Raw genomic sequence first — 12679 nt, 5'->3', positions numbered from 1 at the left:
GGAACACCATGAACACGCATGTCACGGTGATCGGCGGGGGCCTGGCCGGATTGACGGCGGCCATCGCGGTCGCCGAAACCGGCGCCCCGGTCCGGCTGTACGAGGCGCATCAGACCCTGGGCGGGCGCGGACGCGCCACTGCCCCACCGTATGTCGTGCACGACGGTGCGCACGTCTTCTATGCCGACGGCCCGCATTACGCCTGGCTGAAGCAGCGCGGATTCGTCGGCGATCTCGGCTGGCCGCGGCTCGGCGACTGGGCGCGCGCGGGTTTCCGGGTCGGGGGCCGCGTGCGATCGCTGCCGCCGGTGCGGATGCTGCGGGCGCAGGCGCGCGGCCGGCTCACCGCGCCGGTCGACCTGGACTTCCGCGGCTGGGCCGCGGATCGGTGGGGCGAGCCCACCGCCGAGCAGCTGGCCAACGCGATCAGCGTGGTGACCTATGACGCCGATACCGGCCGGCTCTCCGCTGCCTTCGTGTGGGAACTGTTCCAGCGCGTCTTCGGTGCGAACGTGCCGGCCGTGCGCTGGGTACGCGGCGGCTGGCAGCGGGTGATCGATCAGATGGCCGCGCACGCAACCGAACTCGGCGGCGCCATCGAAACCGGCGCACGGATCGACCGGCTGCCCACCGGCGGACCGGTCATCGTCGCCACCGATCTGAACGCGGCCCGAACGCTGCTCGGTGACGACAGCCTGCATTGGACCAGCGGTCATTGCGCCCTGCTCGATATCGCCGTCCCCGCGTCGCGCGGCGACCGCACCCTGGTGTTCGATCTCGACGAAGGCGGCCTCCACGAGAGTTACACCATGCAGGACGACACCATCGCGCCGCCGGGCGAATCGCTGTTCCAGCTCCAGATGCCCACGCGCACCGGCGAATCCGCCAGCATGACGCTGACCCGGCTGGAGCTGTTCGCCGACACCGTCGTGCCCGGCTGGCGGGACCGCGCCACCTTCCAGCGTTCCGCGACGGCGAAGGGCCGCACCGGTGCGCTCGATCTGCCCGGCCAGACCTGGCGCGACCGGCCCGCCATCGATCGCGGCGATGACGTCTATCTGATCGGCGACCAGGTCGCCGCGCCGGGGATGCGCGGTGAAATCTCCATCAACAGCGCCTTGCTCGCCGCCCGCGCCGCGACCCGGACCGCGAAGACCGACGCCTGACCTGTTTTGCGCATGCCGAAGGGCCGGGTAGTGGCCCGGCCCTTCGGTTTTCGCGAATGATCAGTGCGCGCCGGCCGGCTGCTTGGGGGTGACCCGCATGCCGACGAAGCAGGCTTCGGTGCCGTCGTCCAGGGTCTCGAAGACGACGGGCATGTAGTCCTCACTGAAGGAGGGACCCGCGCCCGAGGCCGCGAAGACCGTCGCCGAGACCGGGGTGAGCTCCATGCTCAGCGGCGGGGACATGTCCTTCATGCCGTCGACGAATTCGTACAGCATGTGGGCGGAGCCGTCGTCCTGCTTACTGACCGTGATGACCACGCCCGCCCGCAGGTAGGTGCCGACGAACGGATCGATGGACACCGGAACCGGCGGGTCGGCCGGAGCGAACGGCTCGGGCATCTCGACTCCGGCCAGCTCGGCGAGCAGTTCGCGGAACAGCGCCGCGTAAAGCTGGCGCGCGCCACCACCATTGGTGAGCAGCGCGACGGCGACTCCCGCCTCGGGGACCGCCCGCAGGTACGCGTACTGGCCGATCGCGGCGCCGTCGTGGCCGAAGCCCTTGATGCCGTTCCAGTCGTAGAGCGTCCAGCCCAGCCCCCAGCCGTCCGCGCTGACGGTCCACTTGTCCGGCACCTCGACCTCCAGATTCTGCATCGCCGCAACGGTTTCCGGAGTCAGCACCGCCGTTCCGCCGGCGGCGCGACCACCCTCCAGGTGCAGGCGCGCGAACCGCACCATGTCCCCCGCCGAGCTGATGACCCGCCCGGCCGGCGCGAACGAGCGCGGCATGAGGTCCCACTCCGGCGCCGGATCGGGGTACTGCCCCGGTTCGCCGAGGTGGCTCATCGCGGTGCGGAATTTCAGCGCCTGCTCCGGCAGCGTCACCAGGTGGTCGAGGCCGAGCGGCGTGGCGAGCAGGTCTTGCACGGCCTGGTCGAAGGTCGTGCCGGTCAGCACCTCGATGACCCGGCCGAGCACCACGTAACCGAGGCTGCCGTAGGACATCGCCGTGCCCGGCTTGCAGTCCAGCGCGACTTCCCGTGCGGCCCGGACATATTCGGCCAGGCAGTTGTCACCGCGCCCACCGTCGAAGGCGAAGTCGTTGGTCACCCCACCCGTGTGGTTGAGCAGCTGCCGGATGGTGATCACCGCGGTGGCTTCCTCGTCCGGGGTGCCGAACTCGGGCAGCACGTCGACCACGGCGGCGTCCAGATCGAGCTTGCCCTGATCGACCAGGCGCATGATCATCGTCGCGGTGTAGACCTTGGCGACCGAGCCGCACAGGAACACCGAGTCGGTGCTGACCGGAACGCCGGTGCCCCGATGCAGGACGCCGCTGGCGATCTCGTAGACCTTGCCGTCGACCAGGATGGCCAGCGCCGCGCCGGGCACGTGGTTGGCGATCCGGAGCTCGTCGAGGCGCTGCTGCCACCGCGCGACCGAGAAATCGCGCCCGGCCGAGTCCGCGCCGCCCCACTCGCCCTGCACTTTCCAGTCGCCCTCGGCGCTCCAGTTCACGTTGCTCGACATGTTCTTCTCCCTGCTCTGAATCTGATCTGCCGTACGTTGTTCTCCGTTGCGAACACTGTACGCACAGCGGAACGTTGTGCGCAATAGCGCATGACGCACTTCCACGTTTTGGCTGATCAACGGGATATCGACGGCTCTTCAGAGCAGCGGATCGACAGATTCGGAGGCGTCGCTACGGAAAAATCGCGCCGACAGACGTGAGCACGACCTCGCGGAACTACGGCTTCGCGGACGTGCCGAGGAGCCGGGCGATGCGGGGCGCCACGGCACCGCCGACGTTGACGGCCAGGTGCAGCAGAGCCGGGGCGGTGGCGCTGCCGGTGCGCCGGCGCAGCCGGCCCAGCGCGACCCCGCCCGCGGCCGTCGCGGCGACCGTGACCGGGATGCCGTCGCCCGCGGCCCGAGCCGGGTGCACATGCCAGAGGCCGAAGGTCAACGCACCGAGAACCGATCCGGCCCGAGTGCCGAACGTGTTGTCCAGCAACGGATCCAGCGTGGCGCGAAAGATCAGCTCTTCGCTGTAGACCGTACCGATCGGGATATGCACCGCGATCCATTCGGCCGGCGATACCTCCGGCCCACGATCGTCGAACTCGTGCAACTTGCTCCGCACCGACGGAATCGCCAGTGCCACACCGTAACCAGCGGAAACCAGCGCGGCCGCAACCGCGCCGTACCGAAACCCTTTCGCCGAGAACCAATTCGGCGATCCGTGAAAAGTTGCGCCGTAGCCGGTGGCGAATGCCGCGTTGGCGGCGGTCCGGCCGCGCACGCCGAGCCCGAGCCGCGGCAACACCCAGTTGCTCCAGGTCAACGGAATAACCACGGCGGCAACAGTTTCCGGAACCTTACTCATTTGGTCTTCCGCTCGAAGTCCTCGGCCGCCTCGATCTCCGCCCGGATCCGGTCGGACATCGCCGCGGTCCAATCCGGCGGCGCGGCGATCGCCGCCCACCCATCGAGCACCAGGCTGCCGTAGCGGTGCCCGTGCCCGTCGGTGACGCCCTGGGCATTGGTGAGATCGGCGGCGACCTGCCAGAAGGTCACGAACGGCCACCAGCGCATCTGCGAGGACACGTCCGCGCCGCGCGGCTCGGACAGCCAATCCGGCTGGGAGAAAATGAGATCCGTCGACCACCAGACGATCGGGTCGGACGCGTGCTGTAGGTAGGCGATCCGCGGCGGCCGCCACTCGGTGGACGGGCGGGCGAGATCGGCGCTGTCCGAGGCGAATCGCACCACCAGTCCGTCCGCGTACACCGGCTCGACCTCGCGCGAGCCGGGGTCGCGCCGCGAAACGAACTGTTCCCATAGTCGATTCGAGTTCGGCGGCCCGACCCACAGCGCGCCGTCCACCTTGGTTCGCAGATCCGCGAGCCCGTCGAAGGCGGCCTCGGACCCCTGCGAGCCCAGGCTCTCCCCGTACACCAGCAGCTTCGGCCGCTGTTCCGGCGGCCGCGCGCGCCAGTGCGCGTAGATCGCGTCGAACATGGCCCGGCCCGCGGTCGCGGCCTTGCTGCGGTCCGCGAGGAACGACAGCACGCTGGGCAGATACGAATACTGCGAGGCGACGATCGCGCTGTCGCCGCCGTACATGTACTCGACCGCGGCGGCCGCCATGCCGTTCACCCAGCCGGTGCCGGTGGTGGTCACCACGACTAGCACCTTCCGGTCGAACGCGCCGGTGCGCTCGAGTTCGGCGGCGGCCAGTTCGGCCGGCTCCTGGTCGGCCTCGGCCGATTCCAGTCCGACATAGGCGCGGATCGGCTCGCGGGCCGGCTTGCCGGTCACCTCGCTGATCTTGCTCGCGGTCGGCCCGTGCGAAACGAACCAGCGCCCTTCGTATCCGAGGGTCTCCCACTTCGCCAGCGAGGCCGGGCTGCCGGAACGTTCGGGCTGCACCGGCTGGATCGCGTTCGCCGAGCTGTGGTCGTTGCGCACGCTGAACGCCGAGTTCGCCACCGCGAAGAAGGCCCGCGAGGCGACGCCGTTGAAGATGGTCACGGCCAGCACCACCAGCACGAGGAACCCGGCGGCCGGCGCCAATTCGCGCGGCACCCGCACCCACTTGTTGAGCAGGCGGGCCAGGAACCGGATGATCTCGCGCACCGTCCGATACACCGCGACGACCGCCATGCCGACGGACAGACTCAGCAATCCGGTGCGCAGATAGGCCGGCGTGGTGGTGCCCTCCATGCCCATCAGCGCGGTGATCTCGCGCTGCCAGCGCGCCGACTGGACCAGCATCAGCGCCGCATTGAGCGCGGCGGTGATCAGGACCGCCGACTTCACCGCGTAGCGCACCCAGGTCGGCGGCGGCGCAATCTTGGTCAGCCGCGGCCGCACCCACAGCCGGAACAACCACTCCAGCACGCAGCCGACGCCATAACCGAGCGCGGCGTTGATCCCGCTGATCAGCCCCTGGAACAGCCAGTCCCGCGGCAGCAGCGACGGCGTCACCGACAGCACGAAGAACACCGTCGCGAAGACCAGCCCGACATAGTTCAGATCGATGATGTCCTCCGCGCGCCGCACGATGACGACGCCGCGCGCACGCAGCTTCGTCAGGGTGGAGGCGGACTCGAGCACCCGAACAGTATGGCGTTCCGGTACCGTCGGCGCGGCGATGCCCTGGCCGCCACGCGGTGGCGTAGACGCAGATCACTGCCGACCGGCAACTACCCAGGCCGCTCGAGTAGTTGTACACGGTTGCCCGCCTGCGCGTGTCGGCAGAATTTCTCGCATGAGCACTCCCAACGCCCAGTCGAAAACCACTTCGGCCTTCATCGCGCAAGCCGCGATCGCGTTCGGCGTCAGCTTCTTCGGGGTCGGCGTCGGCATCTGCTATCTCCCACTGGACATGTGGCAGCGCGGGTTTCTCGCGATGTCGCTGCTGTTCCTGGTGACCAGCACCTTCAGCCTGGCGAAGGTGGTGCGTGACCAGCACGAGGCCGCGACCGTGCACGGTCGCATCGATCAGGCACGGCTGGAAAAGCTGCTCGCAGAGCACGATCCGTTCAACACCGTGACCTGACGCGCCTGGGCGGGCCCGGTGCACGAGGGGTCCAGGTCCGCCCAGGTCCGCGTCCTACCAACTCATTTGAGCGAGCGTTCCCGAATCGCGGACTGCTCCAAGTAGTTCCGGATCCGGTCGGACAGGTCCGCGGACCAGTCCGGCGGTTCGGCCAGCGCGGCCCAGGCGTCGAGCACCAGCGTGCCGTAGCGATGGCCGTGCCCGTCGGTGACGCCCTGCGCGTTCGGCAGGTCCGCCGCGACCTGCCAGAACGTGACGATCGGATACCACGCCATGGTCGGCGACACGTCCGAGCCGCGCGGCTCGCGCAGCCAATCCGGCTCGTTGAACAGCAGATCCGGCGACCACCAGACCACCGGATCGGACGCGTGTTGCAGATAGGCGATGCGCGGGGTGAGCCAGGTGCTCGACGGCTGCCACAGATCGCCGCGGCCGTCGGCGAAGCGCACCACGAGTCCGTCCGCGTAGGTCGGCAATACCTCGGGCGAGCCCGGATCCCGGCGGGCGACGAACTCGCCCCACAGCCGGTTCGAGTTGGGCGGCCCGACCCACAGCACCCCGTCGGCCTTGGTGCGCAGGTCGGCCAGGCCGTTGAACGCGCCCTCCGACCCCTGCGAGCCGAGGCTCTCGCCGTAGACCAGCAGCTTCGGCCTGGCCTGCGCCGGCCGCGCCGACCAGTGCTCATAGACCTTGTCGAACACCAGCTTTCCCATCCGCGTCGCCTTGGCCTTGTCCGAGAGGAACGACAGCACGCTGGGCAGATACGAATACTGGGTGGCGACGATCGCGGTATCCCCGCCGTACATCATCTCGACGGATTCGGCGCTGGTCGAGTCGACCCAGCCGGTGCCGGTCGTGGTCACCACCACCAGCGCCTTCCGCTCGAACGCGCCGGTGCGCTCGAGTTCGGCGACGGCCAGCTCGGCCTGCGCCTCCGGGCTGTCCGCCGATTCCAGTCCGGTGTAGACCCGGATCGGTTCGCGCGCGGGTTTGCCGGTGACCCTGGCGATGTCGTCCGCGGTCGGCACGTAGGAGACGAACCAGCGGCCCTCCGAGCCGAGCGTCTCCCACTTGGCCAGCGAGCTCGGGCTGCCGGAACGTTCGGGCAGCTGCGGCTGCACGGCATTGGGTGAGGTGTGACTGTTGCGCACGCTGAACGCCGAATTCGCCACCGCGAAAAAGCCTTTGGCGAGCACGCCGTTGAACAGCGTGACCGCGAGGATGGTGACGATCAGGAACCCGATGGGCAGCGCGAACTTTCGCGGGATGTGCACCCACTCGGTCAGCTCGCCGGCCACCCAGCGCACCAGCCACCGCACGGCGCGGAACACCCCGATCACCAGCGCGATCACCGCCGCACTCAGCGCGCCGGTGCGCAGGAAGCCGGTGGTCGTGGTGTCGTCCATGCCCATCAGCTCGGTGATCTCGCGCTGCCAGCGCGCCGACTGGATCAGCATCACGATCGCGACCACCACGCAGGCAACCACCACGAGCGCCTTGACCGCACCGGGCACCCAGCTGGGCAGATCGGCGAAAACCTTTGTCACGGAGGCGGGTAGTCGCGGCCGGACCCAGCTACGGAACGCCCACTCCAGCAGGCAGCCCACGCCGTACCCGATGGCCGCGTTGACCCCGCCGATCAGCCCCTCGAACAGCCAGTCCCGGGGCAGCAGCGACGGCGTCAGCGACAACGAGAAGAACAGCGTGGCCACGACCAGCCCGACGTAGTTCGGGCGGAAGAAGCGCTCGACAGTGCCGACGATGTCGCCGGCACCACCGGCCAGACGCGTTGAGACCGCTTCAGCCTCGGGCGCCATCAGATCGCGCTTGCCCCGAACAACTTCGGCAGCGTGCCCTCGTGCGCGGCCCGCAGCTCGTCCATGGGGACGGAGAACTGTCCTTGCACCTCGACCGAATCCGTGCCCTGGTCGACCACGCCGATACGCGTCCACGGCAGGCCGCGGGCGGTGCACATCTTAGTGAACCGGGTCTCCTCCGAACGCGGCACCGCGACCAGCACGCGACCGGCGGACTCGGAGAACAGCGTCACGAACGGATCGGCATCCTCGGGCAGCAGCACCCGGCAACCGGTTTCGCCGGCCAGCGCCGCCTCGACGACGGTCTGGATCAGCCCGCCCTCCGAAAGGTCGTGCGCGGCACTGATCATGCCGTCGCGCGAACCCGCGGTGAGCACCTCGGCCAGCAGCTGCTCGCGGGCGAAGTCGACCACCGGCGGCACACCGCCGAGGTGATCGTGCACGACCTGCGACCAGATGGAGCCGCCGAATTCGTCGCGGGTATCGCCGAGCAGGATCAGCGTCTCCCCCGGCTCCAGGCCGAGCCCGGTCGGGATGCGCCGGTGCACGTCGTCGATCACGCCGAGCACGCCGACCACCGGGGTCGGCAGGATGGCGGTCTGCCCGGTCTGGTTGTAGAAGCTGACGTTGCCGCCGGTAACCGGAATGCCAAGCGCCACACAGCCGTCCGCGAGGCCGCGCACGGCCTGCTGGAACTGCCACATCACGCCCGGATCCTCTGGCGAACCGAAGTTCAGGCAGTTGGTGACCGCCTTCGGGGTGGCGCCGGTGGTGGCGACATTGCGGAAGGCCTCGGCCAGCGCGAGCTGCGCGCCGGTGTACGGATCCAGCTTGGTGTAGCGACCGGACGCGTCGGTGGCCAGCGCGATGCCGAGGCCGGTCTCCTCGTCGATCCGGATGACGCCCGCGTCCGCGTGCTCGGCGAGCACCGTGTTGCCGCGCACGTAGCGGTCGTACTGCTCGGTGATCCACTTGCGGCTGCACAGCTGCGGGCTGGCCAGCATCTGCAACAGGGTCGCGCGCAGTTCGTCGCCGGTCTTCGGGCGGGCCAGCTTGTCGGTGCTGTCCGCGATCAGCGCGTCCTGCTCGTCCGGACGCTGCACCGGGCGCTCGTACACCGGGCCCTCGTGCGCGACGGTGCGCGGCGGCACGTCGACCACGGTCTCGCCGTGCCAGGTGATGACCAGGCGGTCACCGTCGGTGACCTCGCCGATCACCGTGGCCAGGGTGTCCCACTTGCGACACACCGCCATGAACGCATCCACGTTCTCCGGGGTGACCACGGCGCACATGCGCTCCTGCGATTCGCTGGAGAGCACCTCGGCCGGGTTCATCCCGGTGGCGCGCATCGGCACCTTTTCCAGGTCGATGTGCATGCCGCCGTCGCCGGCGGCCGCGAGTTCGGAAGTGGCACAGGACAGCCCGGCGCCGCCGAGGTCCTGGATGCCGACCACCAGCTTGGCCGCGTACAGCTCGAGACAGCACTCGATGAGCACCTTCTCGGTGAACGGGTCGCCGACCTGCACGCTGGGCAGCTTCTTGCGGCCGGTGCCGGACTCGTCCCCGGAGAAGGTGTCCGAGGCCAGCACGGAGACGCCGCCGATGCCGTCCAGGCCGGTGCGCGCGCCGAACAGAATGATCTTGTTGCCGGTGCCGGAGGCGAAGGCCAGGTGCAGGTCCTCGACCCGCATCACGCCCGCGCACAGCGCGTTCACCAGCGGATTGCCTTGGTAGGACGGGTCGAACACGGTCTCGCCACCGATGTTCGGCAGGCCGAGCGAGTTGCCGTAACCGCCCACGCCGCGCACCACACCGTCGACCACGCGCCGGGTGTCGGCCGCGTCCGCCGCGCCGAAGCGCAGCTGATCCATGACCGCGATCGGCCGGGCGCCCATCGCCATGATGTCGCGCACGATGCCGCCGACGCCGGTCGCCGCGCCCTGATACGGCTCGACATAGGACGGGTGGTTGTGGCTCTCCACCTTGAAGGTGACGGCCCAGCCGTCGCCGATGTCGACCACGCCCGCGTTCTCGCCGATGCCGGCCAGCATCGAGGAGCGCATCTCCTCGGTGGTGGTCTGGCCGAAGTAGCGCAGGTGCACCTTCGACGACTTGTAGGAGCAGTGCTCGCTCCACATCACCGAGTACATCGCCAGTTCGGCGTCGGTCGGCCGACGGCCGAGAATTTTCTTGATGCGGGCGTACTCGTCGTCCTTCAGACCCAGCTCTTTATAGGGTTGCGGCACGTCGGGAGTTGCTGCGGCTGCGCTGACGGTGTCGACCTGCGAAGTCACGGGATACAGCGTCCTTTCGACATGATCCGGTCGGGCCGGGAACGCGAAGCTGGGGATTCGCCTGGAAGTTTAGCTGTGGCGGTCGATGGGCAGCGTGGCGCATCGGCATCCCGCCCGGTTCGCCGTATTCCTGTGCGCGAGGTCACAGGCCGCGGGCGGGATCGCGCGCGCCGACGGGGGTCACACCACGGTCACAGATACTCTGGGCCCGTGAACGAACGATCGGGGGTTGCGGATTCCGCTGAGCCGGTTGCCTCGAAGAACCTGACCGGCGGTGCGTCCGCCGAACCGACCGCCGCCGAACCCGCCGCGTCCGGGCGCGTTCCACTCTCGCGCGAGCAGCTGCACTGGCTGCTGGCCGCGATCGGCCTGTTCGCCGCGTCGGCGGTGCTCTCGCTACTGGTCCACTGGTGGTCCGGCTATATCGATCTGCAGGTGTACCGCAACGGCGCCCGGGTCTGGCTGGACGACGGCGAGCTGTACGGGCCGATGCCGCCGGTCGCGGGCATCGGACTGCCGTTCACCTATCCCCCGCTGGCCGCGCTGTTCTTCGCGCCGCTCGCGCTGATCCCGCTGCCGGTGGCCGAGGTGCTGGTCCTGGTGACCTCGCTGGCCAGCCTGGGCGCGACGCTGTGGGTGGTACTCGCGCGGATCCGGCCCGAGCTGCCCCGGGTCACCGTCGTGACGATCGTGATCGGCGCGGTCGCGCTGCTGCAAACGTTCGAACCGCTGCGCCAGACCTTCGGTTTCGGCCAGATCAACCTGGTGCTGATGGCCGCCATCACGCTGGATTGCCTGGTGCGCAAGCCCTTCTGGCCGCGCGGCATGCTGATCGGCATCGCGGTGTCGGTGAAGCTGATCCCTGGCGGGTACCTGCTGTACTTCCTGCTGCGCAAAGACTGGAAGGCCGCGGGCACGCTGGTCGTCTCCGCGATCGGCGCGGTAGGCCTGGGTTTCCTGCTGTTCCCGAGTGATTCGGCCGAGTACTGGTTCCACACCCTGGCCGACACCGGCCGGATCGGGCCGCCGTACTTCGCCGGCAACCAGTCGATCAAGGGCCTGACCTTCCGGCTGGGCGTCGCCGACTCGGTGGCCACCGTGCTCTGGATCGCGCTGTCGCTGGTGGCGATCGGGCTGGCCGCGATCTGGATGCGCAGGCTGATCGAGGCGGGCGCGAACGTGGCCGCGCTGCTGGTGAATGCCGCGGCGGTGCTGCTGGTTTCGCCGGTCTCCTGGTCGCACCACTGGGTGTGGATCGCGCCCGCGCTGGTGGTGACCGCGGACGCGATCGTGCGCGGCCGGCGCAGCCCGCTGTTCCTCGGCTCGGTCGGGCTGCTGACCGTCATGTTCATCATCGGGCCGCAATGGCTGCTGCCGCACTCCGAGGACAAGGAACTCGGCTGGGCCTGGTGGCAACAGCTCATCGGCAGCAGTTACGTCCTCGCCACCCTCGCGGTGTTCGTCGTCGCGGTGGCGACCTATCACCCGGTGACGGCGGGCGTGAGGAAAGCGGCCAGCGCCGCGGCATAGGCCGCGACGTCCGCGGCGCCCATCATTTCGCGCGCCGAATGCATGGCCAGCTGGGCCGCGCCCACGTCGACCGTCGTCATGCCGGTGCCCGCGGCGGTCATCGGCCCGATGGTCGATCCGCACGGCAGATCGGCGCGATGCACGTAGCGCTGCAACGGAACTCCGGCCTGCGCACAGGCCAGCGCGAACGCGCCCGCGCCGACGGCGTCGGTGGCGTAGCGCAGGTTCTGGTTGACCTTGAGCACCGGCCCGCCGTTCACCTGGATCCGGTGCGCGGGCTCGTGCCGCTCGGCGTAGTTGGGATGCGTCGCGTGCGCCATGTCGCCGGAGGCGCAGACCGAACCGGCAAGCGCCGCAAAGTATTCGGACCGGTCGCCACCGCGGGACAGCACGATCCGCTCCAGCACGGTCGGCAGCAGATCGGACTGGGCGCCGCGATCGGACTGGCTGCCGACCTCCTCGTGGTCGAAGGTGGCGAACACCGGAATGGCCGCGCCCGGTTCCGCGCTCGCGGCGAGGAAGGCGTGCAGGCCCGCGTAGCAGGTGCCCTGGTTGTCCAGCCGGGGCGCGCTGACCAGATCCTGGTCGCGGCCGACGATCCGGCTCGGCGCGAGATCGTGCGTCATCAGTTCCCAGCCGAGCAGCGCGGCCGGATCGACCTCCGCGTGCTCGGCCACGAAGGCGAGGAACGAGCGCGGCTCGCCGCCGACCCCCCACACCGCGTTGACGTGCCGCTGCGGATCCAGCGTGACGCCCTTGCGGTCGTCGGACAGGTGAATGGCCAGCTGCGGCACCCGCAGGATCGGCTCGTCGATGCGAACCAGCTTCTCCCGCACCGTGTTTCCATCCCGCACGCTGAGCCGGCCGGAGAGGCCGAGCTCGCGATCCAGCCAGGAATTGAGCCACGCGCCGCCGTAGGGTTCCAGGCCGACCAGCTGCCAGCCGGCCGAGGTCAGATCGGGATGCTGCTTGACCCGCAGGTTCGGGCTGTCGGTGTGTGCGCCGACCACCCGGAACGGGGTCACGCCCGCGGCGTCCGCACTCGCCCACGCGATCAGCGAGGCGCCGCGCACCACGTAATGCTTGCTCGGGCCGTCCGCTGGCCACGACGCCGATTCGTCGAGCCGGGTGAAGCCGTTGGCGTCCAATTCGGCGGCCAGCGTGCGGCAGACGTGGAAGGGCGAGGGCGACTCGTCGATGAACGCGCACAACCCGGTGGCCGTGGCAGCAGTGGTGGAAACGGGCATGCTGCGATCCTAGGGTCAGGTGATCTTGTGCGCGGAAGGTGCTGATCAGGGCAGGGCCGGT

General features: G+C 69.4%; 9 protein-coding genes. 3 read left to right on the top strand and 6 right to left on the bottom strand.

From position 1 onward, the window contains the following. Window positions 1–8 precede the first annotated feature (8 nt). Window positions 9–1166 carry an NAD(P)-binding protein gene (locus F3087_RS21755; RefSeq protein WP_150403862.1) on the top strand — a complete coding sequence of 386 codons (1158 nt, stop codon included), beginning with the start codon at window positions 9–11 and terminating at the stop codon, window positions 1164–1166. A gap of 60 nt (window positions 1167–1226) precedes the next feature. Here the strand turns inward: F3087_RS21755 and F3087_RS21750 are convergent, their stop codons facing one another. The 3 genes from F3087_RS21750 to F3087_RS21740 form a co-directional block, all read right to left on the bottom strand. Next, window positions 1227–2696, bottom strand: coding sequence for a serine hydrolase domain-containing protein (locus tag F3087_RS21750; protein ID WP_150403861.1), 1470 nt, complete (start codon window positions 2694–2696; stop codon window positions 1227–1229). 217 nt (window positions 2697–2913) lie between these two features. Then, window positions 2914–3552 carry a CPBP family intramembrane glutamic endopeptidase gene (locus tag F3087_RS21745; RefSeq protein ID WP_150403860.1) on the bottom strand — a complete coding sequence of 213 codons (639 nt, stop codon included), beginning with the start codon at window positions 3550–3552 and terminating at the stop codon, window positions 2914–2916. Beyond that, a complete protein-coding gene (locus F3087_RS21740; RefSeq protein ID WP_150403859.1) occupies window positions 3549–5285 on the bottom strand; it encodes an alpha/beta hydrolase in 1737 nt (578 codons plus the stop codon). Before F3087_RS21740 ends, F3087_RS21745 begins: the two co-directional genes overlap by 4 nt. 154 nt (window positions 5286–5439) lie before the next feature. Here F3087_RS21740 and F3087_RS21735 point away from each other — a divergent pair, with 154 nt between their 5' ends. Next, window positions 5440–5730 carry a YiaA/YiaB family inner membrane protein gene (locus F3087_RS21735; RefSeq protein WP_150403858.1) on the top strand — a complete coding sequence of 97 codons (291 nt, stop codon included), beginning with the start codon at window positions 5440–5442 and terminating at the stop codon, window positions 5728–5730. Between the two features lie 62 nt (window positions 5731–5792). Here F3087_RS21735 and F3087_RS21730 read toward each other — a convergent pair whose 3' ends face one another. Next, window positions 5793–7547: an alpha/beta hydrolase gene (locus tag F3087_RS21730; RefSeq protein WP_191094084.1), complete on the bottom strand. Its 1755-nt coding sequence runs from the start codon at window positions 7545–7547 to the stop codon at window positions 5793–5795. Next, window positions 7547–9841 carry a phosphoribosylformylglycinamidine synthase subunit PurL gene (gene purL / locus F3087_RS21725; protein WP_150403857.1) on the bottom strand — a complete coding sequence of 765 codons (2295 nt, stop codon included), beginning with the start codon at window positions 9839–9841 and terminating at the stop codon, window positions 7547–7549. Before purL ends, F3087_RS21730 begins: the two co-directional genes overlap by 1 nt. Window positions 9842–10051: 210 nt before the next feature. Here purL and F3087_RS21720 point away from each other — a divergent pair, with 210 nt between their 5' ends. Beyond that, window positions 10052–11371 carry a glycosyltransferase 87 family protein gene (locus F3087_RS21720; protein WP_150403856.1) on the top strand — a complete coding sequence of 440 codons (1320 nt, stop codon included), beginning with the start codon at window positions 10052–10054 and terminating at the stop codon, window positions 11369–11371. Here the strand turns inward: F3087_RS21720 and F3087_RS21715 are convergent. Then, a complete protein-coding gene (locus F3087_RS21715) occupies window positions 11323–12618 on the bottom strand; it encodes a M18 family aminopeptidase (RefSeq protein WP_150403855.1) in 1296 nt (431 codons plus the stop codon). The genes F3087_RS21720 and F3087_RS21715 overlap by 49 nt on opposite strands. Between the last annotated feature and the right edge of the window lie 61 nt (window positions 12619–12679).

The sequence above is a fragment of the Nocardia colli genome (assembly GCF_008704205.1).
Taxonomy (GTDB): domain Bacteria; phylum Actinomycetota; class Actinomycetes; order Mycobacteriales; family Mycobacteriaceae; genus Nocardia; species Nocardia colli.
The sequence above is the reverse complement of the archived record's forward strand: the minus strand, read 5'-3'. Positions and strand labels throughout refer to the sequence as shown.